A 19,803-nucleotide genomic window follows, 5' to 3' on the forward strand; every position below is an offset into this window, starting at 1 on the left:
CGCGACCGCCTGCACGGTATCTGCTCGCTACCTCCACAGCATCGCCACAGCGGTCAGCGGTCGCCGATGAACTCCAGCGGGTGGAACCTGACGAACGCGGCCGTGCCGAGCCCGAGCGACTCGGCGAGATGTTGCATCCGGCGCGGTTCGGTCGAGTCGCCCCAGCGTCCGGTCGCGATCCGCCTCTCCACGGTCAGCACCGCCGCGACCAGTTCGGCGGGCGTGAACGCGCAGTGCCCGGGGCGCTGGACGTACGCCTGCCGGAACAGCGCGGCCGAGCCGCTGGCGCGCACGTCCTCGGCGTACTCCTGCTCGTGCTGGACCGGCACGAGGCCGTCGTCGGTGGTGTGCAGGGTGAGGACCGGCATGTCCAGCCGGCCGCTGAGCGTGGAGGTCCGGGCCATCCAGCGGTACGCGTCACGGTCGGCGGTCACGTCCGCGGTACGCGTCAACAGGTCCAGGTCCGCGCGCAGGTCGGCGCCGGCCAGCTGGTACATCCGCGCCACCTGAGCCAGGTGACCCGACTCGACCAGCTGCCGCCAGTAGCTCACGCCCTTGTTCCACGAGGGGTTGCCGCCCGCGGTCTGCTCCACATCGAAGCGTCCGAACAGGACGAACGGCAGGATCGCGCGCAGATTCTGGTACTGGCCAGCCACCCTCGCCTCGACGTCGCCCGGCGCCGGCTGTTGCTGGCCGGAGACCCATGCCGGCTCCTGGAACAGGGCGGTGATCAACGCGGTGCGGGCCCGGCCCTCGGGGCTGGCCTGTGCCTGGTCCAGCGCCGCCGTCATCCGGCTGGCCGTGGCGCCCACCTCGGCTGGGTCGGTGAAGCGGACGAGCTTGACCGGCTGCCCGGTGAGCAACAGTTGTGCGATCGCGTGTGAGCCGTCCAGTTGATAATTGTGCAGGTCGATCCCGCCGCCGACGAGGCCGCAGGTGGCGACCGCGCCGTCGAGCAGCCGGCCGCCGCGTTCGGCGAGCTGACCGGTGATCAGGCCGCCGAACGAGGTACCGAGCGCGATGGCGCGGCGCGGCTGGCCGATCAGCGCGGCGACCGCCCGCACCGTGTCGAGCTGGTCTTGGGCGGCGGTGGCGGCCGCCCACCCGGCACGGGAGTACGACGAGCCGGCCAGCGCGTACCCGCGCGCCAGCAGCGCCTCCGCGGTGCCCGGATCGGGGCTGTTGACCGGCGGGTTCGCCGGACCGGGGTTGTAACCGTGGCTGTAGATCAGCAGCGTGCCGTTCCAGGCCGCCGGGACGTCGGCGATCCAGGTGGCGCCGTTCCGCAGCGCGCCGGCGTACCGGGTCGGGGGTGCGGCCTGCGCCGTGACGGGTGCCAGTCCGAGCACGGCGAGCGAGGCGATGAGCGTGGTGGCGAGCAGCCTGCGGATGATCCTCATATCGCTACCTCCGTGGGAACGGCCGGTAGCTGAAGAAGCTATGCAATTTTCCCAACGCTCGTCAAGAGAACGGCAAGTATAACTGCTATGGCTTGGGCACGAGCAGCCGCCAAGCGGCCGGCTCGACCGTCCAGGTGCGGTGGCTCGCCGGCCCGTCGACCTCGCCGTCGGCGTTGAGCCAGATGTCCTCGCCGGTCAGGCTGATCCGCCGTCCCTGCACGTACGTGACCGCCTTGTCGTGCGGATGGGTGCCCCGGCGCAGCCGCAGCGCGTACCGCAGGCGCTGCCAGGCGCCCACGGCATGGCTGACCGTGATGTCGGCCAGCCCGTCGTGGGGCAGGGCCGCCGGTCCGATGGTCGCGCCGCCGCCGGCGATGAAGCGCCCGTTGGCCACCGCCACCATCAGCACGCGCTTGCCCGGCTGGGAGACGGGGACGCCGTCGACCTCGACCCGCCAGGGCCAGCCCCGCGTGGTCAGGCCGGCCCACACCGCGCCGGCCGGAAACGCGAGCCTGCCCAGCAGGGGCTTCGCGGGCGTGGCGGCTCGGGCGGCGGTGGCGCCCACACCGGCGTGGACCGCGTTCACCACGGCCTGGCCGCGGTCGTCGACGATCAGGTCGAAGGTCTGCGGCTCGCCGTCGAGGAGCGCGTGGGCGGCCGGACCCGGGTCCAGCGGGAGGCCCTGCCCGCGGGCGAAGTCGTTGCCGGTGCCGAGGGGGAGCAGGCCGACCACGCGGCTGCCCGTCTCGCCGCGCCGCCACAGCGCGCCCACCAGCGTGTGCAGGGAGCCGTCGCCGCCGGCGACGATCACCGTGGGGTGCGGGTGCCGCGCGAGGATGCCGTCGATGTCCGCCGGGGTGGCGCACACCTCGACGTCGACGCGCAGCCGGGTACGCAGCACCGCGAGCGCGGTATCGATGGCCTCGTCCCCGGTACCGCCGGCTGCCTGGTTGGTGATCAGCAGCGCCGAGCGTCCGCTTTCGCTGGCGTTGTCGGTCATGGCGCCCGACCTTACGCCGCTCGCCGAGCGGCCGCCGGGATGGTGGACTACAGTCCTCCCGGTGCCGGGATTGGTGATCGGTCCGATGCTGCGATACGCGGACGCCGTCAGCGCGTCCGTCTGGGTGCAGACGGACGCGCCCGCCACGGTGACGCTGTCGGCCGGGCCCGCCGGCACCGTGAGCGCGCCCACGTTCATCGTGCACGGCCACCACTACGCCCTGCTGGTACTCGACGGCCTGGACCCGGGCGCCAGCTACCCGTACACCGTCGCGCTCGACGGGGAACAGGTGTGGCCGCCGGCCGAGCACGAGTTCCCGCCGAGCCTGATCCGCACGATCGCACCGGACGACCGGCTGCGGCTGGTGTTCGGCTCGTGCCGCACCAGCGTGCCGCACGACGCCATCCACACCCTGTCGCACGGTGTCGACGTGCTGCGCTCGTACGCCCACCGGATGATGGAGATCGACGAGAAGGAGTGGCCCTCGATCCTGCTGCTCCTCGGCGACCAGGTGTACGCGGACGAGCCGCCGCCGGCGATGGTCGAGTTCATCGCCGACCGCCGGGACACCAGCGGGGAGCCCGGCAAGGAGATCGCCGACTTCGCCGAGTACGCCGAGCTGTACCGGCAGGCCTGGAGCGAACCGGCGCTGCGCTGGCTGCTGTCCACCGTGCCCACGGCGATGATCTTCGACGACCACGACCTGCGCGACGACTGGAACACCTCCGCCGACTGGCAGGCCACCATGCGGGCGCAGCCGTGGTGGCGCCGTCGCGTGGTGGCTGGCCTCGGCGCCTACTGGATCTACCAGCACCTGGGGAACCTGCCACCGGCCGAACTGGCCGAGGACCCGCTACTCGCGGCACTCCGCGACGCGGACGGCGACGGCGGCGCGGTCCTGGACGAGTTCGCGTGGCTGGCCGACGCCGAACCCGAACGCAACCGGTGGAGCTACGCCCGCGACTTCGGCCGCACCCGGCTGATCGTGCTGGACTCCCGCTGCGCCCGCGTGCTGACCCCGGGCAAGCGGGCGATGCTCGACGCCTCCGAGTGGGCCTGGTTCCAGGAGCTGGCCACCGGCGACCTCGACCACCTGGTCATCGGGAGCTCCCTGCCGGTACTGCTGCCGGCCGGCCTGCACCAGTTGGAGAGCTGGAACGAGGCGGTCTGCGACGGGGCCTGGGGACCGCGGGCCGGCCGGCTCGCCGAGAAGATCCGCCAGGCTATCGACCTGGAACACTGGGGCGCGTTCCGCCAATCGTTCGATGCGCTCGCCGACACGGTGGTCGAGATCGCCACCGGCCGCCGCGGCGCACCGCCGGCGAGCGTGCTGTTCCTGTCCGGCGACGTGCACTACTCGTACCTGGCAAAGGCCAAACTGCGCCGGGCCGCCACCCCGGTGTACCAGATCGTCTGCTCCCCGATCCGCAACCCGCTCGCCCGCACCGTCCGCCTGCTCAACGGCGTCGCGTCCTTCGCCGTGGCCGGCGTGCTCGGCCGCGCCCTGGCGCGGGCCGCCGGAGTGCCCAAGCCGAGGTTCGGATGGCGCATCCCGCGCGGGCCGTTCTTCCACAACAGCCTGGGCACGCTCGACCTGGCCGGCCGGCGCGCCACCCTGCGCTTCAACGTCGGCCGGGTCACCGGCGGTGACCCGCCCCCACTCGACGCCCTGGCCGAGGAAGAGCTGACCTGACACGCCGGGCGGGAACGGTCGACTACCAGGTCACGGGCAGGCGGTGTACGCCGTAGATGGCCATGTCGGTGCGGAGCGGAACCTCCTCCGGCGGCACGGCCAGCCGGAGGCCGGGAAAGCGCCGCAGCAGCGCGGTGAACCCGATGCGCATTTCGATGCGGGCGAGCTGCTGACCCAGGCACTGGTGCACGCCGTGCCCGAAGGCCAGGTGGCCGGTGGTGGATCCCTTGACGGCCAACCGATCCGGGTCGTCGAAGTGGGCGGCGTCGCGGTTCGCCTCGTTGATCGCCACCACGACGGTCTCGCCCGCCGCGACCCGCTCGCCGGCGACCTCGACGTCTTCCAGCGCGGTGCGCGTCAGTCCGATATGGATGATCGACAGATAGCGCAGCAACTCCTCGACGGCGTTTTCGACCAGCGCGGGATCGGCGCGCAGCACGGCGATCTGCTCCGGGTCGCGCAGCAGCGCGTAGGTGCCGAGCGCCAGCATGTTCGCCGTGGTCTCGTGGCCGGCGATCAGCAGCAGCATCGCGATGCCGGTCAGCTCCTCGTCGGTCAGCTCCGGGTGCTCGGTCAGCCCGCTGAGCAGGTCGTCGTCGGGCGCGGCGCGCTTGGTGCGCACCAGGCCGTACAGGAACTGGCCCAGCCCGGTGACCGCCTCCTGAAACTTCTCCATGTCGGCGCCGACGGTGAGCAGCGTGCCGGTTTGTGCCTGGAAGTGGTCGCGCTCGGCGTACGGCACGCCGAGCAGCTCGCAAATGACCAGCGACGGAATCGGCAACGCGAACGACCCGACCAGGTCGGCCGGCGGGCCCTGACGGGCCATCGCGTCGAGGTGCTCCTCGACGATCGCCTCGATGCGCGGTGTCAGCGCCGTCATGCGGCGCATGCTGAACTGCCGGGTCAGCAACCGCCGGTACCGGGTGTGGTCAGGGGCATCCATGCGCACGAACCAGCCCGGCCGTGCCGGCCCGCCCTGGTCGCCGATCGGCAGCCGCACCGGCATGTGCCGCAGGTCCTGGCGGGCGCTGAAGCGCGGATCGCTCAACACCTGGCGCGCTTCGGCGTATCCGCTCACGACCCAGCCGAGGTGACCGTCTGGAAAGGACAGCCGGCGGATCGGATCGGCGTCGCGCAGGCTGGCGGGCGGATCGAAGGGGTGCTCGCGCGCAAGGGTCATGGTCATCGGGTCAGGCATGTCAACCTCCGTCGATGGGCACCCATGCAAGAATAGGTGCCAATCCCCACGCGGCTACTGGTCGGCGGTGAAGATGACCGCGCGGTTCGCGCCCGCCGCCTGGCGGTAGAAGTCGCGCACCTGCTTGAACCAGCTCCAGGTATAGCCGAAGTCTTCGTCGTCGAGCTCGCCCTGGTAGTCGGCGGGATCGATGCGGTCGTAGCGCTGGCGCATCCAACTCTCGTCGACATCCTCGAGCGCGGCGGCGACCTGAACGACCTCGGCTGGCACCAGGTGGGCGACGATGTAGTCGTCGCCTTCGTAGTGGTGGCCGCCGCCCAGCACCGCCATGTCGAGCGGGGAAAGGCGCCTGCCGGCGCCGAGCGTCCCGTCGCTCAGGCAGCGGTGGATGGCATCCCATGCCTTGTCCGTCTCGCAGTCCAGCGGCTCGCCGTCCCAGTCGCCCATTTCGAGCTCTTCGAGGAACGCGAGAACCTCGGCATCGTCGCGCGTGGCCATCAGGGCCACTTCCTGCTCGCTCGTGAGAGCGAAGTACATTCCTCGGCACGCCATGGGTCGCAGGGTAGCCCGAAGGGCCGCTACGCGTAGCCCATGGCCGGGATGACGCCGTCGAGTGTTCTTTCGACGAACGCGCGGGTTTCGGGTGCGAACTGGTCATGGCGGTTTTCCAGGCGGTGTGACTCGAACGTCGACCTCGTCTCGAAGTCGTCGACGTCGAGCAGTTCGAACAGGGCCCTGCGCTGCTCGGGCCAGTCGGCGGCGAGATCCTCGGCCTTGACCTCCACGTATCGCCTGCCCGTCAGGTCGGCGGCGGCCTTCCACGCGAGCCACCGGTCGTATACCGGTTTGAGCCATGCGAGGGCGCCGGCCACAGTGGGCGGTGCCCATGGCTGGTCGACGTGTGAGGCGACCACCGCGACCGGATGGCGTTTGATGTGGACGATCGTCGCCTCGGGGACGAGCTCCCAGAGAAAGTCCATGCACAGAAGGTTGAAAGGCGTCTTCTCACACCAGGTCGGCTTTCCCGCGTCGGCGGCCGCCCCGGCGAACATCGTGTCGATCGCGCGGCGGAGGATCCCGATCAGTTCGCCCCGATCGCTGAAGTATCTCGGGATCGCTCGCCGGTAACCGCGAGGCTCGAACGGCCCGGCGGGCCAGTCGGCGTGCCCGAACCCGGCCGGGCGCAGGGGCTCGTCGAACGTGTCCACAGCGAGTTCCGACCACAGCCGTCCCACCGCGTCCCAGTAGTGCTTCTCGCCGATGGCCTCGGGAACCGTGTGACCGCGATCCCGGTCGCGCCTGCCGACCAGTCGCACCGTCAGGATGTCGCTCAATCTGCGGAGCGCGTCGTCGCCGACGTAAGGGTCGTATCGGATCGTGAGCGCGTCCGCCAGGTCTCGCAGGCCACCCGGATCGACGATGAACCGGGTCTCGATGGGAACCCGGTGGATCCGCGGGTGTTGGCCGAGAATGTCCGCGAGCCGCGATGTTCCCGAACGGCCGGTGCCCGCGACGAAGATCGGTGAGGGGCCAGACATGCCGTCCAGCCAAGCCCCGGCACCGCGCCCGCGCAACGAAATATCTTGGGTGCTCGACACCGGAGGATGGGACGGCATGCGGGAGTACCGAACGACGATCAGGGTGGCTGGCAATACCGCGGCTCCGGCGTTGTACGCGCTGAGAGCGAAGGGCTACGCGGTGACGCTGAGCTACGCGCCTCTCGATGGTGCCGAATACGCGGCGGAGAAGGACGGGCGCCTGTTCAGCGCCACGACCGCGGAGGAGCTGCTCGGGCTGGTCGCGATGTGGGAGGTCCGCGGCGACAACTGGCGCGCGTGTACCGACGACGAGCGCGCGTGGCACGACGCCCTCGTCGAGGCGGCGACGTAGATCGATTGTAACGAAACGGTAACAGAAACTTTCGTCGATCAGTGTGACCGGTCACACTATCCCTCGCGACATCGGCCTCATTGGATGTCTCGACCGCTGCTCGACGACCAGGAGGTTGCCCCCACCATGAGATCGATACGTCGAAAGATCGCCGGCGCCGCCGTGCTGGCGTTGGCATTGGGCGCGGCGTTGCCGGCGGGAGTGGCCAGCGCCGCCCCGTCGCAGCTCACCGTGGACCTGTCGGCCAACACCGGTGCCCTACGGTACGGCGCGACCGGGTTCCTCTACGGACTCGGTGACGAAGGCATCCCGAACGAAACCATGCTGTCCGCGCTCCGGCCGCAGGTCGCCGCGCAGAAGGCGCCGGACGGCCTCCAGCACCCCAACGGCGACGCGCTCAGGGTGGCGCCGATGTTCAAGCGGGCCGGCGGCCGCCAGATCGAGATCTACATGCAGGACATCTACCCGAACTGGCCGTACGACAACCTGGGCCTGAACGACTACCTGACCAAAGTGGACACCATCGCCCGCAAGGTGGTCGCCGACCCCAACCGCACCTTCTTCGTGTACGTGCCGTTCAACGAACCCGACCTGATCTGGTACGGCGGTCAGCTCACCAGCCGGTTCCTCACCGACTGGCGCACCGTGTACCAACGGATCAAGTCCATCGACCCGAGCGCGCGTATCGCCGGGCCGGGCTTCGCCGCCTACCGTTCCGCCGAACTGCGCGCGTTCCTCACCTTCGCCCGCGACAACGGCGTGCTTCCGGACGTGGTGACCTGGCACGAGTTGGGAAACGACTTCTTCGCCAACTGGAACAACCACTACAACGACTTCCGCGCCATCGAGAGCAGCCTCGGCATCAGCCCCCGGCCGATCACGATCGACGAGTACGCGCGGCAGAGCGGTGACCTGGGCGTGCCGGGCAACCTGGTGCAGTACGTGGCCAAGTTCGAAGCCAGCAAGGTCGACGCGTGCCTGGCGTACTGGACCACCGCCGGCGGCCTCAACGACCTGGTGACCCGCAACAACCAGGCCACTGGCGGCTGGTGGCTCTACAAGTGGTACGGCGAGCTGACCGGTAACACCGTGGCCGTCACGCCGCCGTCGGTCGGCGGTGCGCTGCAGGGGCTGGCCGCGCTGGACCCGGCCAAGCAGCAGGCTCGGGTCGTCTTCGGCGGCAACAACCCGGTGACCGGCACCTACGACACGAACGTCGTCGTACGCGGCCTCGGCTCGGCGCCGTTCCTGGGCGGCACCGTGCACGCGACGGTGTGGGGTGTGGACACGTCCGGACTCGACCCGTCGTCCGGGCCGTTCGTGGTGGCCGAGGGCGACTACACGGCCAGCGGCGGCCAGGTGACGATCCCGCTCACCGGGCTGCGCGGCTCGGCCGCGTACCAGGTGATCATCACGCCGAACCGTGACCTGTCCACTGTGGGCGGAAGCTCGCGCTACCAGGCCGAGTACGCGCGCCTCGACGGCGGTGCCCGGGTCACCTACGGCACCAACACCGGCTACTCCGGCACCTACTTCGCCGAGGGCTACGGCGCGAGCACCAGCGCCAGCACCAAGTTCGTCGTCACCGTGCCCTCCGACGGCTACTACAACGTCGGCTTGCGCTACTCGGCCGGCCCGCTCTCGGGCGCCCCCGCCAACAGGTCGATCCGGTTGCGACTCAACGGATCCGACGTGACCGACCTGGCGCTGCCCGGCACCGCCGACTGGAACACGTGGAACACGGTGACCGCCAAGGTGTTCCTGCCCGCCGGCATCAGCCGGATCGAGGCCAACGCGTACGCGAGCGACGACCGGGACGCGGTCAACCTCGACTACCTCGACGTCGCGGCCACCACCGGCACGATCACCTCGTACGAGGCGGAGGCGAGCGGCAACACGCTGTCCGGAACCGCCGCGCGGGCGAGCAACTCCGGTGCCTCCGGCGGCCAGCACGTCGGTTTCGTGGGCGCGGGAGCCGGAAACACCCTGCGGTTCAACAACGTCACGGTGCCCAGCGCCGGCCGGTACCGGATGGTCGTCGCGTACGCCAACGCCGAGGTGGTGGGAAACCACCAGTACAACAACAACATCGTCGACCGGGGCGCCGACATCAGCGTCAACGGAGGCGCTTCGCGGCGGGTGTACTTCCGCAACACGTTGAGCTGGACCACCTTCCGCACCACGGTCGTCGACGTCGACCTGGCCGCCGGCGCCAACACCATCACGTTCGGAAACGCCTCCAGCGGCTACGCACCGGACCTCGACCTCATCCGCATAGCCACCCCGATCGGCTAGGCGATCTTTTCCAAGGGATATCGAGCTACCGCGACGCCCGCCGCGCGTAAGACCGTCGCTCCCGCGGCCTCACCTCTCGCGGCTACACGACCCGCCCGTGGATCTTGAGCGTGACTGGGCGCGGAGGGTGAGGCCGCGGGAGCGACGGCTCGGGGCACGACGGACGTCGCGGTAGCTCAAATCCGGGGATGTGCGGCGGAGCTTGACGGTTCGGGCAGGTGGCCGGCGTCGATCTGGTCGAGTACGCGGGCGGCGGCACCGAGGGCGGCTGACCCGGCGCCGAGCGTGGAGGCCACGATGCGGCAGCCGCCCGCGTGCGGCGCGACCGCGCGGGCGGTGAGCGCGGCCTCGGCGGAGGCCAGCAGCCAGGGTGCCAGCGGCGCGAACCGTCCACCTAGGATGATGACGTCGGGGTTGAGCAGGTTGGTCAGCAGTGCCGCGCCGTAGCCGAGCCAGCGCCCGGTCTCGGCGAGCGCCTCCACTGTGGATGGGTCGTTGGCCTTGGCGCGGCGTTGTATCTCTTGGAGATCCGGGGCGAGGTCTGACCGGCGCGGGCCCGAGTCCGCCTCGGGCAGGGCTCGCCGGATCAGTGCCGGGATGCCGGCGACCGCTTCCAGGCAGCCGCGCCGCCCGCACACGCAGGGCGGGCCGTCGGGCATCACCTGGATGTGGCCGATGGCGCCGCTGAACCCGCGACTGCCGCGCAGCAGGTGGCCCTGAACGACGATGCCCGCGCTGATCGCGGTGTCGCTGGCGAGGTACGCGAGGTTAGCGGGCCCGGCGTAGGGGCCGTACCGCTGCTCGGCGAGGATCGCGAGGTTGGCGTTGTTGTCCACGGCTATCGGGTAGTCGGGCTTGCGCAGCGCGGTCGCGAGCTCGCCATGCAGGTCGAGGTTGTGCCAGCCGAGGCTGGGGGAGTGGCGCACGACGCCGTCGCCGTCGACCAGGGCCGGCACGGCGACCGTCAGGCCGAGGACCTGGCGGCCCTGCCGGGTGAGGTGGGCGGTGGCGCGCCGGGCCAGCGCGACGATCGCGGCCACGGCCCGGCCCGGTGATGCCGCGTGGTCGGCGAACGAGCGGTGCCACGACAGCAGCCGGGTACCGGGCAGGTCGACGGCGATCGCGGTGAGCTGGTCGGAGCCGACCTCGATGCCGACCGCCACGTAGGGCTCTCCGTCGAGGCCGAGCATGGTGGAGGGGCGCCCGACCCGGTGACCGCTGGGTCCTGTCTCGCGCAGCAGCCGCCGGCGGATCAGGTCGGCGACGAGGATGGAGACGGTGGCCTTGTTCAGGCCGGTGGCGGCGGCGATGTCGGCTCGGGAGCATGGGGCGTTGCCGCGCACGTGCCGCAGCACGACGGCGAGGTTGGTGGCCCGGACGTCCGCGAAGCCCGCGGGCTGTGCAGCGACTATCAACCCTTCACCGCCCCGATGAGTACGCCCTTGATGAAGTGGCGCTGGATGAATGGGTAGACGGCGACGATGGGCGCCACGGTGAGCACGACGACGGCCATCTTGATCGCCTCGGTGGGTGGCATGGTGACGCCGACGGTGGCGCCGGAGGTGTGCGGTGCCTGGCCGGCCAGCAGATAGCTCTGCAGTACTCGCTGGATGGGGTACATGTCGTTGCGGTCGATGAACAGCAGGGCGTCGAACCAGACGTTCCAGTAGCCGACGGCGTAGAACAGGCCGATGACGGCGACGACCGCTTTGGACAGTGGCAGCACGATGCGGCCGAGGATGCGAAAGTCGCTGGCGCCGTCGATTCTGGCGCTGTCGAGCAGCTCCTGGGGGATGCCCTGGAAGAAGCCGCGGACGACGACCAGGTTGAACACGCTGATGGCCGAGGGCAGGATCAGCGCCCAGATGGTGTCTTTGAGGCCGAGGCCGGTGACCACCAGGTATTTGGGCACCAGCGGCGGGTAGACCAGGAACGGCAGCAGGAAGTACGCCAGCAGCCAGCGGCTGCCGAGCGAGCGTGGCCGCGACAGGCCGTAGGCGGCGAGCACGGTGACGGTCAAGGCCAGCGCGGTGCCGATGACGGTGACGAGGGTGCTGATCCACAACGCCCGGGTGACCGCACCGCCCGAGAGGATGGTCCGGTACGCGGAGACGTCGATGCCCTTGGGGATGACCACGAACCCGCCGGCCTCGGCGATCGTCTCGCGGGACGACAGGCTGGTCACCAGGATCACCCACAGTGGAAAGAGCACTCCCAGCACGAGCAGCGCGAGTGCGGCGGCCTTGAGGGTCTGGCCGATCGGGGTCGGCTTCTCCTCCCAGACCGGGCGGGTCGTCTTGACGCTCACTTCGCGTAGATCCCTTGCTCGCCGAGTCGGTGTGCCACCTTGTTGGCCGCGAGGATCAGGCACAGGCCGATGGCGGCTTTGAACAGCCCCGCCGCGGCGCCGTACCCGTAGTTGCCGGTGGCGATGGAGAAGTAGTAGACGAAGGTGTCGAGTACCTCGGAGGCTTCGCGGCCGACGGCGTCGCGTTGCAGGATGAACTGTTCGAAGCCGACCGAGAGCGCGTCGCCGAGGCGGAGGATGAGCAGCAGGACGATGACCGGGCGCAGGCCGGGCAGGGTGATGTGCCACAGCCGGCGCCATCGTCCGGCGCCGTCTGCCGCGGCTGCTTCGTAGAGGTTCTGGTCGATGGTGGACAGTGCGGCGAGGAAGACGATGGTGCCCCAGCCGATGTCCTTCCAGACGGCCTCGGCGGTGACCAGAAGGATGAACGTGTCGGGGTTGGTCATGATGTTCCACGGCTGGAGGTCCGCCTCGCGCATGGTTTGGGCGAGGAGGCCGGCGCCGCCGAGCATCTGCACGAAGAAGGTGATGACCAGCACCCAGCTGAAGAAGTGGGGCAGGTACACGACGGTCTGGATGAAGCCCCGAACCCTGCTGGAGAGCAGGCTGTGCAGCAGGATCGCCAGCAGGATCGGCAGCGGGAAGAAGAAGACGAGCTGGAACGCCGTGATGGTGAGGGTGTTGCGCAGGGCGTGCCAGAACGCCGGGTCCTCGAACAGCAGCTGGAACTGGCCGAAGCCGATCCACTCGCTGTGCAGGAACGCTTCGAGCGGGTTGTCGCCCAGGTAGGGGTTGTAGTCCTGGAAGGCGATGACGTTGCCGGCGATGGGCACGTAGCTGAACACGAGCAGGATCAGGAAGCCGGGCGCCACCATCACCAGCAGTTGCCAGTCGCGCTGGAGGCGTACCCGGAAAGGGATCCGGGGTCTTTTCATCGTCCTGCCTCGGACAGCGCCTTGGCCAGCAGGTCCCTCGCCTCCTCGCCGCCGTTGGCCTTCCACTCCGCGACGATGGAGTCCACATCGGACATCGGTCGGCGGCCGCGGAGCACGTCGGTGAACTTCTCCTCGGCCGGCACGGCGAACGCCTTGAACTTGTCCGGCATCTCGACCTTCAGCCCTTCCCAGGGATCCGCCTCGAGATACTTGACGGTCTCGTTGGACCAGCCCAGCAGGTCGCGCACGTAGTTCGGGGTGTCGGGGAACGGCCCGATGGTGGGGTTACGGCCGCTGATGAAGAAGTACTGGTTGGCGATTTCCTTGAAGGCCAGGTCGGTCTTGACCGGCCCGTTCGGGGTCATGGTGTGGTGCTTTCCCTCGACGCCGTATTCGCGCAGGAGCGCCTCCTGGGAACCCACCGGGGCGGAACACCAGTTGATGACGCGCAGCAGCTCCTCGACCCGCTCCTTGCCGGCGCCCTTCTTGATGAACGTGAAGGAGATCGGCTCGTCGGCGCGCCACATCAAGGGGTCGCCGCCGGTGGCCGAGAAGACCGGCACGGGCTGGATGTTCAGCTTCGGGTTGACCTTCTGGTGCTCGGCCTGGGCACCCTGCCAGAAGCCGACACCGGCCTGCTTGAACACGATGCTGCCCGCCTGCGCGAACAGCAGACCGGCGTCGGCGCCCTTGCTGGCCACGATGTCCGGGTGGACGAGACCGTCCTTGTAGATTTTGGCCATCACCTCCAGTGCCTGCCGGTACTCCGGCGTCTCGTACTTGAACTCGGGTGTCTTGTCGGCCTTGAGCCGCCACCCGAACTTCGAGCCGGGCACCTTGTGATAGATCTGGATCATCGGGAAGACGTCGTCGAACGCCCACGCGTTCTTGGCCGGGTCGGTCACCTGCTTGGCCATGGTGAGCAACTCGTCGAGGCTCTTCGGGATGGCGAGTCCGCGGGCCTCCAGCAGGTCCTTGCGGGTGAAGAGCGCCCACGGGAACGGGCCGTCGCTGGGGTTCGGCACGGCCATCAGCCGTTCGTTCCACACCGCGTGGCGCCAGGACGCGGTCGGATACGACGCGAGCATCGGGTACGCGTTGACCGCGTCACCCTTGAGATGGTCGGTGAGGTCTTCGAACAGTGCCTTGACCGCCTCGGAGAAGCGCGGGATCTTCGCTATCTCCCAGCCCGGCACGCACAGCAGTTCCGGAACGTCCCGGGCGCCGAGCATCGCGTTCAGCTTGTCGGCGTACGTGTTGCCGTCCTGGGTGGTGAAGTTGACCGGCACGCCGAGTTCGGCGTTGACCGCCTGCAGGTACGCGCTCTGGCCGATCCCGGGCGGGGCCGGACCCCACACCGGTGTCATCGCGGTGATCTCCTTGCCGCTGGTGCCCGGCTTGCCGGTGATCGCGTCGATGAGCGTGCTCGGGTACTTGGTGTAGCCACTGGGCACCGGGGGCGTGCCGGCGATGTCGGGGGAGATGTTCAGCGCCAGCTCCTTGCGCGCCGGCAGCAGGTTGGCGAACTTGTCGAGGTTTTCGGCGCCGCCCGAGGCGGTCGGTTTCTCGCTGCATCCGGCCAGCAGCGGACCGCCGGCGGTGGCCGCCGCGCTGAGCCCCAGCAGTCCAAGGAAGGTGCGTCTCGAAGCCGTCATGGTTGTCCCTTCGTACCGGTGATGGAGGCTCCCGACTTGGTGAGCACCAGAAACTTTCGCTAGTGTGCCGAGAAACGTAGCATAGAGAGGCGTCGACGAATAGAGAAGATTTGGTGCCTACAAGGGGAAGCGGTCCAGTGCGCCTACTCGCCGTTGACGGCATCGCTGATCTTCACTACGCTCCGCCCAGAAAGCGCTACAGGAAACACCTGGAAAGTTTCGAGCCGCTGGAGGACGTCATTGTGAGCACGGCCGGCTGGGTCGACGGCACGTTCGCCAACCCGGTGATCGCCGGCATGCACCCCGACCCGAGCGTCTGCCGCGTCGGCGAGGACTTCTACCTGGCCTGCTCCAGCTTCGAGTACTTCCCGGGCGTGCCCATCTTCCACAGTCGCGACCTGGTGCGCTGGGAGCAGATCGGCAACGCCCTGGACCGGCCCAGCCAGCTGTGCCTGCCGGCGGAGACGCCGTCCTCCGGAGGCGTCTACGCGCCGACCCTGCGCCACCACGACGGCCGGTTCTGGCTGATCACCACCAACGTCGCGCCCGGTGGCGGCACCTTGATCTTCACCGCGACCGACGCCGCCGGCCCCTGGTCCGAGCCGATCCGCGTACCCGGCGTCGGCATCGACCCCGACCTGGCCTGGGACGACGACGGCAACTGCTGGTGCACGTTCGCCGGCATCCACCAGGTGCGCATCGACCCACACACCGGCCAGCCGCTCGAACAGCCGCGGCGGCTCTGGTCCGGCGCGCCCGGTGCCCAGGCCCCGGAAGCCCCGCACCTGTACCGGATCGGCGACCACTGGTACCTGCTGATCGCCGAGGGCGGCACCGAGCGCGGCCACGCCGTCTCGATCGCCCGTGGGCCGGCGCCGGACGGGCCGTTCGAGCCGTGCCCGGCCAACCCGATCCTCACCCATCGCGGCACCAACAAGCCGATCCAGAACACCGGCCACGCCGACCTCGTCCAGGCCACCGACGGCTCGTGGTGGCTGGTGCTGCTCGGCGTCCGGCCGCGCGGCGGCACTCCGGGCTGGCACGTTTTGGGCAGGGAGACCTTCCTGGTACCCGTCACCTGGGTCGACGGCTGGCCGGTGGCCGGCGACCTGAGGCCGGCGATGCCCGCGCCGGCATGGTCGCCACACCTCGCCGCCGCACAGCCCGTTCGCGACGACTTCGACGAGGAGAATCCGCACCCGCGGTGGGTCTCGCCGCGCTCCCGGCCGGACGACAGCTGGTCACTGAAGGACCGGCCGGGCTGGCTGACCCTGTACGCCCGCGGCGGGTCGCTCGACGATCCCGACGTCACGTTCGTCGGCCGCCGCCAGCAGCACCTGTCCTGCCGGATCCGCACGTTGATCGACCCCGCGGAAGGGTCCGGGGGATTGGCCGCGCGCCTCGACGAGTCGCACCACTACGAGATCGAGGTGGGCGGCGGGGAGGTGCGGGTGATGGCGCGGACCGGGCCGGTACGCCCGGTGGTCGCCACCCGCTCGGTCCCGGCCGGGCCGATCCGGCTGCGCGTCGACGTCGCCGGCTCGGACGGCTGGCATCCGCGTGCCGAGCCGGATCGGCTGCGCCTCGGTATCGAAGACGACCGGGGAGAGTTCGACGTGCTGGCTGAGCTCGACGGCCGGTACCTGTCGACGGAGGTCGCCGGCGGCTTCACCGGTCGGGTCCTGGGAATGTACGCCGCCGCCGGCACCGTCCACTTCGACTGGTTCGACGACGAGCCGGTCGCCTAGGCAAGGAGGCAGGGTGGCAGAGGCCGACGGTGTCGACCCGGCCGGGCCGGTGACGATCTCCTATATCGCCGAGTCGGCCGGGGTGTCCGTCCCCACGGTGTCCAAGGTGATCAACGGACGCTCCGGCGTAGCCGCGGCCACCCGGGCGCGGGTCGAGGCGCTGATCAGCCGGTACGGGTACCGCAAGCCGATCCAGCGCAGCAACATGATGGAGCTGGTCTTCGACGAGCTGGCGCACATGTGGGGCGTCGAGATCATCCGCGGTGTCGAGCAGGTGGCCCGCGAACAGCGGGTCGGCGTCGTGTTGACGGAGTTCGGCCCGGAACGCAACACCATCCACTACTGGATCGACGACACGATCTCCCGCCGCCCGGACTGCGTGGTGACCGTGGCCCAGCTCTCGGACGAGCAGCGTGCCCAGCTGTCCGCCCGGGGCATCCCGTACGTGGTCTTCGATCCGACGGTCGAGCTGCCCGACGGGGTGCCGTTCGTGGGAGCGACGAACTGGACCGGCGGCCGGTCCGCCACCCGGCACCTGGTCCAATTAGGACACCGGCGGATCGGGATGATCGCCGGCCCGGACCGGATCCTGTGCTGCCGGGCCAGGCTGGACGGCTTCCGCGCCGCCATCGACGGCGCCGGCCTGGCGGTGGACGCCGACCTGATCGTGCGCGCCGGCCTGACCCAGGACGAGGGCCGGGCGGCGGCGCGCGCCTTGCTGACCCGGCCGCGGCGTCCCACCGCGATCTTCGCCAGCAACGACCTGCAGGCGTTCGGTGTCTACCAGGCCGCGCGGGAGCTCGGGCTGCGGATACCCGAAGACCTGAGCGTGGTGGGCTTCGACGACCTGCCACTCGCCGCGCTGGTCGACCCTCCACTGACGACAGTCCACCAACCACTGACGGAGATGGCCGTGGCGGCGACGGAGCTGGCGCTCGCGCTGGGGCGTGGCGAGAAGGCGCCGCCGGCGGGCCTGGAACTGGCCACCACGCTCACCGTACGCCAGAGCACCGCCCCGCCCGCTGGCTCCTGACCGGGCTTGGCGCGCGGACCTGGCAGCGCGGGCCGGGGGTTTCGGCGAGCGCTCGCGAGCCGCCGGCCCGCGCGGTGCCCGCGGGAGCATGCGGTCCGCAGCTGGCGCGGACCGGGGCACGCAATGCATGTCAGGACCGGCCGAAGGTCAGGAGCGCGCGGGTACGCCCAGGCGGTCGAGCAGGCGGCGGCGCAGCGGGCCGAACCCGGGGTCGTCCGGGGCGCGCGGGTGCGACAGCGGCACCGGCGCGTCATCGACCACCCGGCCGCCGTCCAAGACGAGCGTGCGGTCGGCGAGCAGCAGCGCCTCGTCGACGTCGTGGGTGACCAGCAGGGCGGCGAAGCCGTGCTGGGCGCGCAGCCGGCCGAAGAGCGCCTGCATACGGAGCCGGCTGAGCGCGTCGAGGGCGCCGAACGGCTCGTCGAGCAGCAGCAGGTCCGGCTCGCGGATCAGAGCGCGCGCGACCGCGACGCGTTGGGACTGCCCGCCGGACAACTCCGCGGGCCAGGCCCGCTCGCGGCCGGCGAGCCCGACCTCGGCCAGGGCCGCGCCGGTGCGCCGCCGCAGGTCGGGACCGGTCACGCCGAGCGCCACGTTGTCAGCGACCCGTTTCCACGGCAGCAGCCGGTGTTCCTGGAAGACCACCGCGAGGCTGCCGCTGACCCGCCAGTCGCCGGTCGCGTCCGGATCGAGGCCGGCGAGGATCCGCAGCAGCGTGGTCTTGCCCGAGCCGCTGCCGCCGAGCAGGGCGACCACCTCGCCGGCGCCGATCGTGAGGTCTACGCCGTCGAGCACCACCGCGTCGCCGAAGGTGCGCCGCACCCCGGTCGCGGTGACTACGTCGCCCGAAGTCCGCGCCGCCATGTCAGCGCCCTCCTTTCCGCGATCCGCAGGATCTGGTCGGACAGCAGGCCGAGGAGGGCGTAGATGAACAATCCCACCAGGACCACGTCGGTCTGGCTGAACTCGCGGGCCTCCATCATCAGGAAACCGATGCCGCTCTGGGTGGCGACCGTCTCGCCCACCACCAGGCTCAGCCACGCGGCGCCCGTCGCCAGGCGCAGGCCGAGGAACAGCGACGGCAGCGCCCCGGGCAGGATGACGTGGCGGATGCGGGCCAGCGCGTTCAGCCCGCAGGTGCGCGCCGCTTCGACCAGCCGCTCGTCGATGTCGCGGATGCCGGCGTAGATGTTGAAGTACATCGGGAAGAACACGCCCAGGCTGACGAGGGTGATCTTCAGCGACTCGCCGATGCCCACCCAGATGATCAGTAGCGGGACCAGCGCGAGGTGGGGGAGCATGCGGGCCATCTGCACGGTCGGGTCGACCAGGTCGTCGCCGATCCGCAGCAGGCCGGCGACCGAGCCGAGGATCAGCGCGAGGCTGACGCCGATGAGGAGCCCGGCGCCGGCACGGGTCAGCGAGTCCAGCAGGTGGGTGGCGAGGGTGCCGTCGGCGGCGAGCCGCCAGCCGGTGCGCAACACCTGGCTGGGCGGGGAGAGCTTCTCCTCGGGCAGGACGCCGGTACGCGATGAGATCTCCCAGAGCGCGAACAGCGCGACGGGCGTCGTGAGCCGCCGCCACCGCCGGCGCCGCGCCGTCCGGGACGCCTTCCCGGGCGCCTTCTCGGCGGTGGCCGGCGGGCGGGTGGCGACCGTGGTCATGTCAACGCCCCGGAGAACTGGGTATCGACGCGGGCCTTGATGTCGATCGGCTCGGGGATCAGTTCCAGCTTCGCGAAGCCGTCGGCGATGGCCTGCAGTTCCTCGCCGATGGCCGGCGTGACCGGGGCCAGCGGCTTGGCGCTGCGGGCGAGGGAGCGCTTCGTCACGTCTTCGGGGATCTTCAGCTCGGGCGCGAGGACGCGGGCCCGCTCGTCCGGGTTGGCGATGCCCCAGTCGGTGGTGGCGTCGAGCTTGGTGAGCAGGTCACGCACCTGATCGGGCTTCTTCTCGACGGCGTCGGGGGCGGCCAGGATGTACTCGCGGTTGCTGGCCAGCCCGGTGGCGTCCGCGAGCACCTTGACGCCGGGCTGCTCGGCCAGGGCGAAGTACGGATCCCAGATGATCCAGGCGTCGACCTGCCCGGAGTCGAAGGCGGGCCGGCCCTCGGCCGGCTTGAGGTACTTGACGGTGATGTCCCTCAGGGTCATGTTGTTGGCCTCCAGCAGCTTGACCAGCAGCCAGTGCACGTTGGAGCCCTTGTTGAGCGCGACGGTCCGGCCCTTGAGGTCGGCGAAGGTCCGGAACCCGCTGCTCTCCTTGACGAGGACGGCCTCGCCCTGCGGCACCTCGTCCGACGTCGCCACGATCTTGAACTTGATCTTGCCGGCGGCGGCGAAGATGGGCGGCGCCTCGCCGGTCTCGCCGATGTCGATCGAGCCAGCCTTGAGGGCCTCGGTCAGGGCCGGCCCGCTCTCGAAGAGCGACCAGGTCACGCCGGGCGCGGCGTTGCGGGCCTTGAGCAGGCTCAGGCTCCCGTAGCGCTGGTAGCCCACCCGCAACGGCGCGGCCTCACTGCCGGCGGCCTCGTCGCCACCGCAGCCCGCGAGCACGCCGGCGGCGGCGATCAGGACGGCGCTGAGCGTGGCGATGCGCCGGCGGGCCAGGGCGTCGCGGCGGTTCGGTGACCTGTTCATGGGCGCTTAG

At 70.3% G+C, this 19,803-nt stretch carries 17 protein-coding genes; 5 read left to right on the forward strand and 12 right to left on the reverse strand.

Annotated features, from left to right (window positions below; all coding sequences use genetic code 11):
* Positions 1 to 53: 53 nt before the first annotated feature.
* Both QMG73_RS31300 and QMG73_RS31305 read right to left on the reverse strand, forming a co-directional pair.
* Positions 54 to 1,400: an alpha/beta fold hydrolase gene (locus QMG73_RS31300; RefSeq protein WP_281901684.1), complete on the reverse strand. Its 1,347-nt coding sequence runs from the start codon at positions 1,398 to 1,400 to the stop codon at positions 54 to 56.
* Positions 1,401 to 1,485: 85 nt separating this feature from the next.
* Positions 1,486 to 2,400, reverse strand: coding sequence for a diacylglycerol/lipid kinase family protein (locus QMG73_RS31305; protein WP_281901686.1), 915 nt, complete (start codon positions 2,398 to 2,400; stop codon positions 1,486 to 1,488).
* A gap of 61 nt (positions 2,401 to 2,461) precedes the next feature.
* On the opposite strand from QMG73_RS31305, the gene QMG73_RS31310 reads away from it, so the two are divergent.
* A complete protein-coding gene (locus QMG73_RS31310) occupies positions 2,462 to 4,093 on the forward strand; it encodes an alkaline phosphatase D family protein (RefSeq protein WP_281901688.1) in 1,632 nt (543 codons plus the stop codon).
* A gap of 22 nt (positions 4,094 to 4,115) precedes the next feature.
* Here QMG73_RS31310 and QMG73_RS31315 read toward each other — a convergent pair whose 3' ends face one another.
* From QMG73_RS31315 to QMG73_RS31325, 3 genes are read right to left on the reverse strand one after another with little or no spacing between them, the layout of a single operon-like run.
* Positions 4,116 to 5,291 (reverse strand): cytochrome P450, encoded by a 1,176-nt coding sequence (locus QMG73_RS31315; RefSeq protein WP_281901690.1) that lies wholly within the window; start codon positions 5,289 to 5,291, stop codon positions 4,116 to 4,118.
* A gap of 54 nt (positions 5,292 to 5,345) precedes the next feature.
* Positions 5,346 to 5,843, reverse strand: a complete 498-nt coding sequence (locus QMG73_RS31320; protein WP_281901691.1) for a YfbM family protein — start codon at positions 5,841 to 5,843, stop codon at positions 5,346 to 5,348.
* A 26-nt stretch (positions 5,844 to 5,869) separates the two neighbouring features.
* Positions 5,870 to 6,829 carry a sulfotransferase family protein gene (locus tag QMG73_RS31325; protein WP_281901692.1) on the reverse strand — a complete coding sequence of 320 codons (960 nt, stop codon included), beginning with the start codon at positions 6,827 to 6,829 and terminating at the stop codon, positions 5,870 to 5,872.
* 76 nt (positions 6,830 to 6,905) lie between these two features.
* Here QMG73_RS31325 and QMG73_RS31330 point away from each other — a divergent pair, with 76 nt between their 5' ends.
* Together QMG73_RS31330 and QMG73_RS31335 are read left to right on the forward strand one after the other, a co-directional pair.
* The gene (locus QMG73_RS31330) at positions 6,906 to 7,181 is read left to right on the forward strand and encodes a hypothetical protein (RefSeq protein ID WP_281901693.1); all 276 of its coding nucleotides are present in this window, start codon (positions 6,906 to 6,908) and stop codon (positions 7,179 to 7,181) included.
* A gap of 126 nt (positions 7,182 to 7,307) precedes the next feature.
* Entirely contained in the window at positions 7,308 to 9,476 is a 2,169-nt protein-coding gene (locus QMG73_RS31335; protein WP_281901694.1) for a carbohydrate-binding protein, read from the forward strand.
* A 176-nt stretch (positions 9,477 to 9,652) separates the two neighbouring features.
* Here the strand turns inward: QMG73_RS31335 and QMG73_RS31340 are convergent, their stop codons facing one another.
* The 4 genes from QMG73_RS31340 to QMG73_RS31355 are packed head-to-tail and all read right to left on the reverse strand — an operon-like array spanning position 9,653 to position 14,374.
* Positions 9,653 to 10,891: an ROK family transcriptional regulator gene (locus QMG73_RS31340; protein WP_281901695.1), complete on the reverse strand. Its 1,239-nt coding sequence runs from the start codon at positions 10,889 to 10,891 to the stop codon at positions 9,653 to 9,655.
* On the reverse strand, positions 10,888 to 11,784 hold the full coding sequence (locus QMG73_RS31345) for a carbohydrate ABC transporter permease (protein WP_281901696.1): 897 nt from the start codon (positions 11,782 to 11,784) through the stop codon (positions 10,888 to 10,890). The genes QMG73_RS31340 and QMG73_RS31345 overlap by 4 nt, the downstream gene beginning before the upstream one ends.
* Positions 11,781 to 12,719, reverse strand: a complete 939-nt coding sequence (locus tag QMG73_RS31350) for an ABC transporter permease (protein WP_281901697.1) — start codon at positions 12,717 to 12,719, stop codon at positions 11,781 to 11,783. The genes QMG73_RS31345 and QMG73_RS31350 overlap by 4 nt, the downstream gene beginning before the upstream one ends.
* Positions 12,716 to 14,374, reverse strand: a complete 1,659-nt coding sequence (locus tag QMG73_RS31355; protein WP_281901698.1) for an extracellular solute-binding protein — start codon at positions 14,372 to 14,374, stop codon at positions 12,716 to 12,718. Before QMG73_RS31355 ends, QMG73_RS31350 begins: the two co-directional genes overlap by 4 nt.
* Before the next feature lie 242 nt (positions 14,375 to 14,616).
* Between QMG73_RS31355 and QMG73_RS31360 the strand changes: the two genes are divergently transcribed.
* A complete protein-coding gene (locus QMG73_RS31360; protein WP_281901699.1) occupies positions 14,617 to 16,122 on the forward strand; it encodes a glycoside hydrolase family 43 protein in 1,506 nt (501 codons plus the stop codon).
* A 13-nt stretch (positions 16,123 to 16,135) separates the two neighbouring features.
* Positions 16,136 to 17,155, forward strand: a complete 1,020-nt coding sequence (locus QMG73_RS31365; RefSeq protein ID WP_281901700.1) for a LacI family DNA-binding transcriptional regulator — start codon at positions 16,136 to 16,138, stop codon at positions 17,153 to 17,155.
* A gap of 147 nt (positions 17,156 to 17,302) precedes the next feature.
* Here the strand turns inward: QMG73_RS31365 and QMG73_RS31370 are convergent, their stop codons facing one another.
* The 3 genes from QMG73_RS31370 to QMG73_RS31380 are packed head-to-tail and all read right to left on the reverse strand — an operon-like array spanning position 17,303 to position 19,793.
* A complete protein-coding gene (locus QMG73_RS31370) occupies positions 17,303 to 18,019 on the reverse strand; it encodes an ABC transporter ATP-binding protein (RefSeq protein WP_281901701.1) in 717 nt (238 codons plus the stop codon).
* Positions 17,992 to 18,819, reverse strand: a complete 828-nt coding sequence (locus QMG73_RS31375; protein ID WP_281901702.1) for an ABC transporter permease — start codon at positions 18,817 to 18,819, stop codon at positions 17,992 to 17,994. The genes QMG73_RS31370 and QMG73_RS31375 overlap by 28 nt, the downstream gene beginning before the upstream one ends.
* Complete coding sequence (locus QMG73_RS31380) at positions 18,816 to 19,793, reverse strand: aliphatic sulfonate ABC transporter substrate-binding protein (protein ID WP_281901703.1); 978 nt, start codon at positions 19,791 to 19,793, stop codon at positions 18,816 to 18,818. The genes QMG73_RS31375 and QMG73_RS31380 overlap by 4 nt, the downstream gene beginning before the upstream one ends.
* Between the last annotated feature and the right edge of the window lie 10 nt (positions 19,794 to 19,803).

Source organism: Phytohabitans aurantiacus (assembly GCF_027923225.1).
Classification (GTDB): domain Bacteria; phylum Actinomycetota; class Actinomycetes; order Mycobacteriales; family Micromonosporaceae; genus Phytohabitans; species Phytohabitans aurantiacus.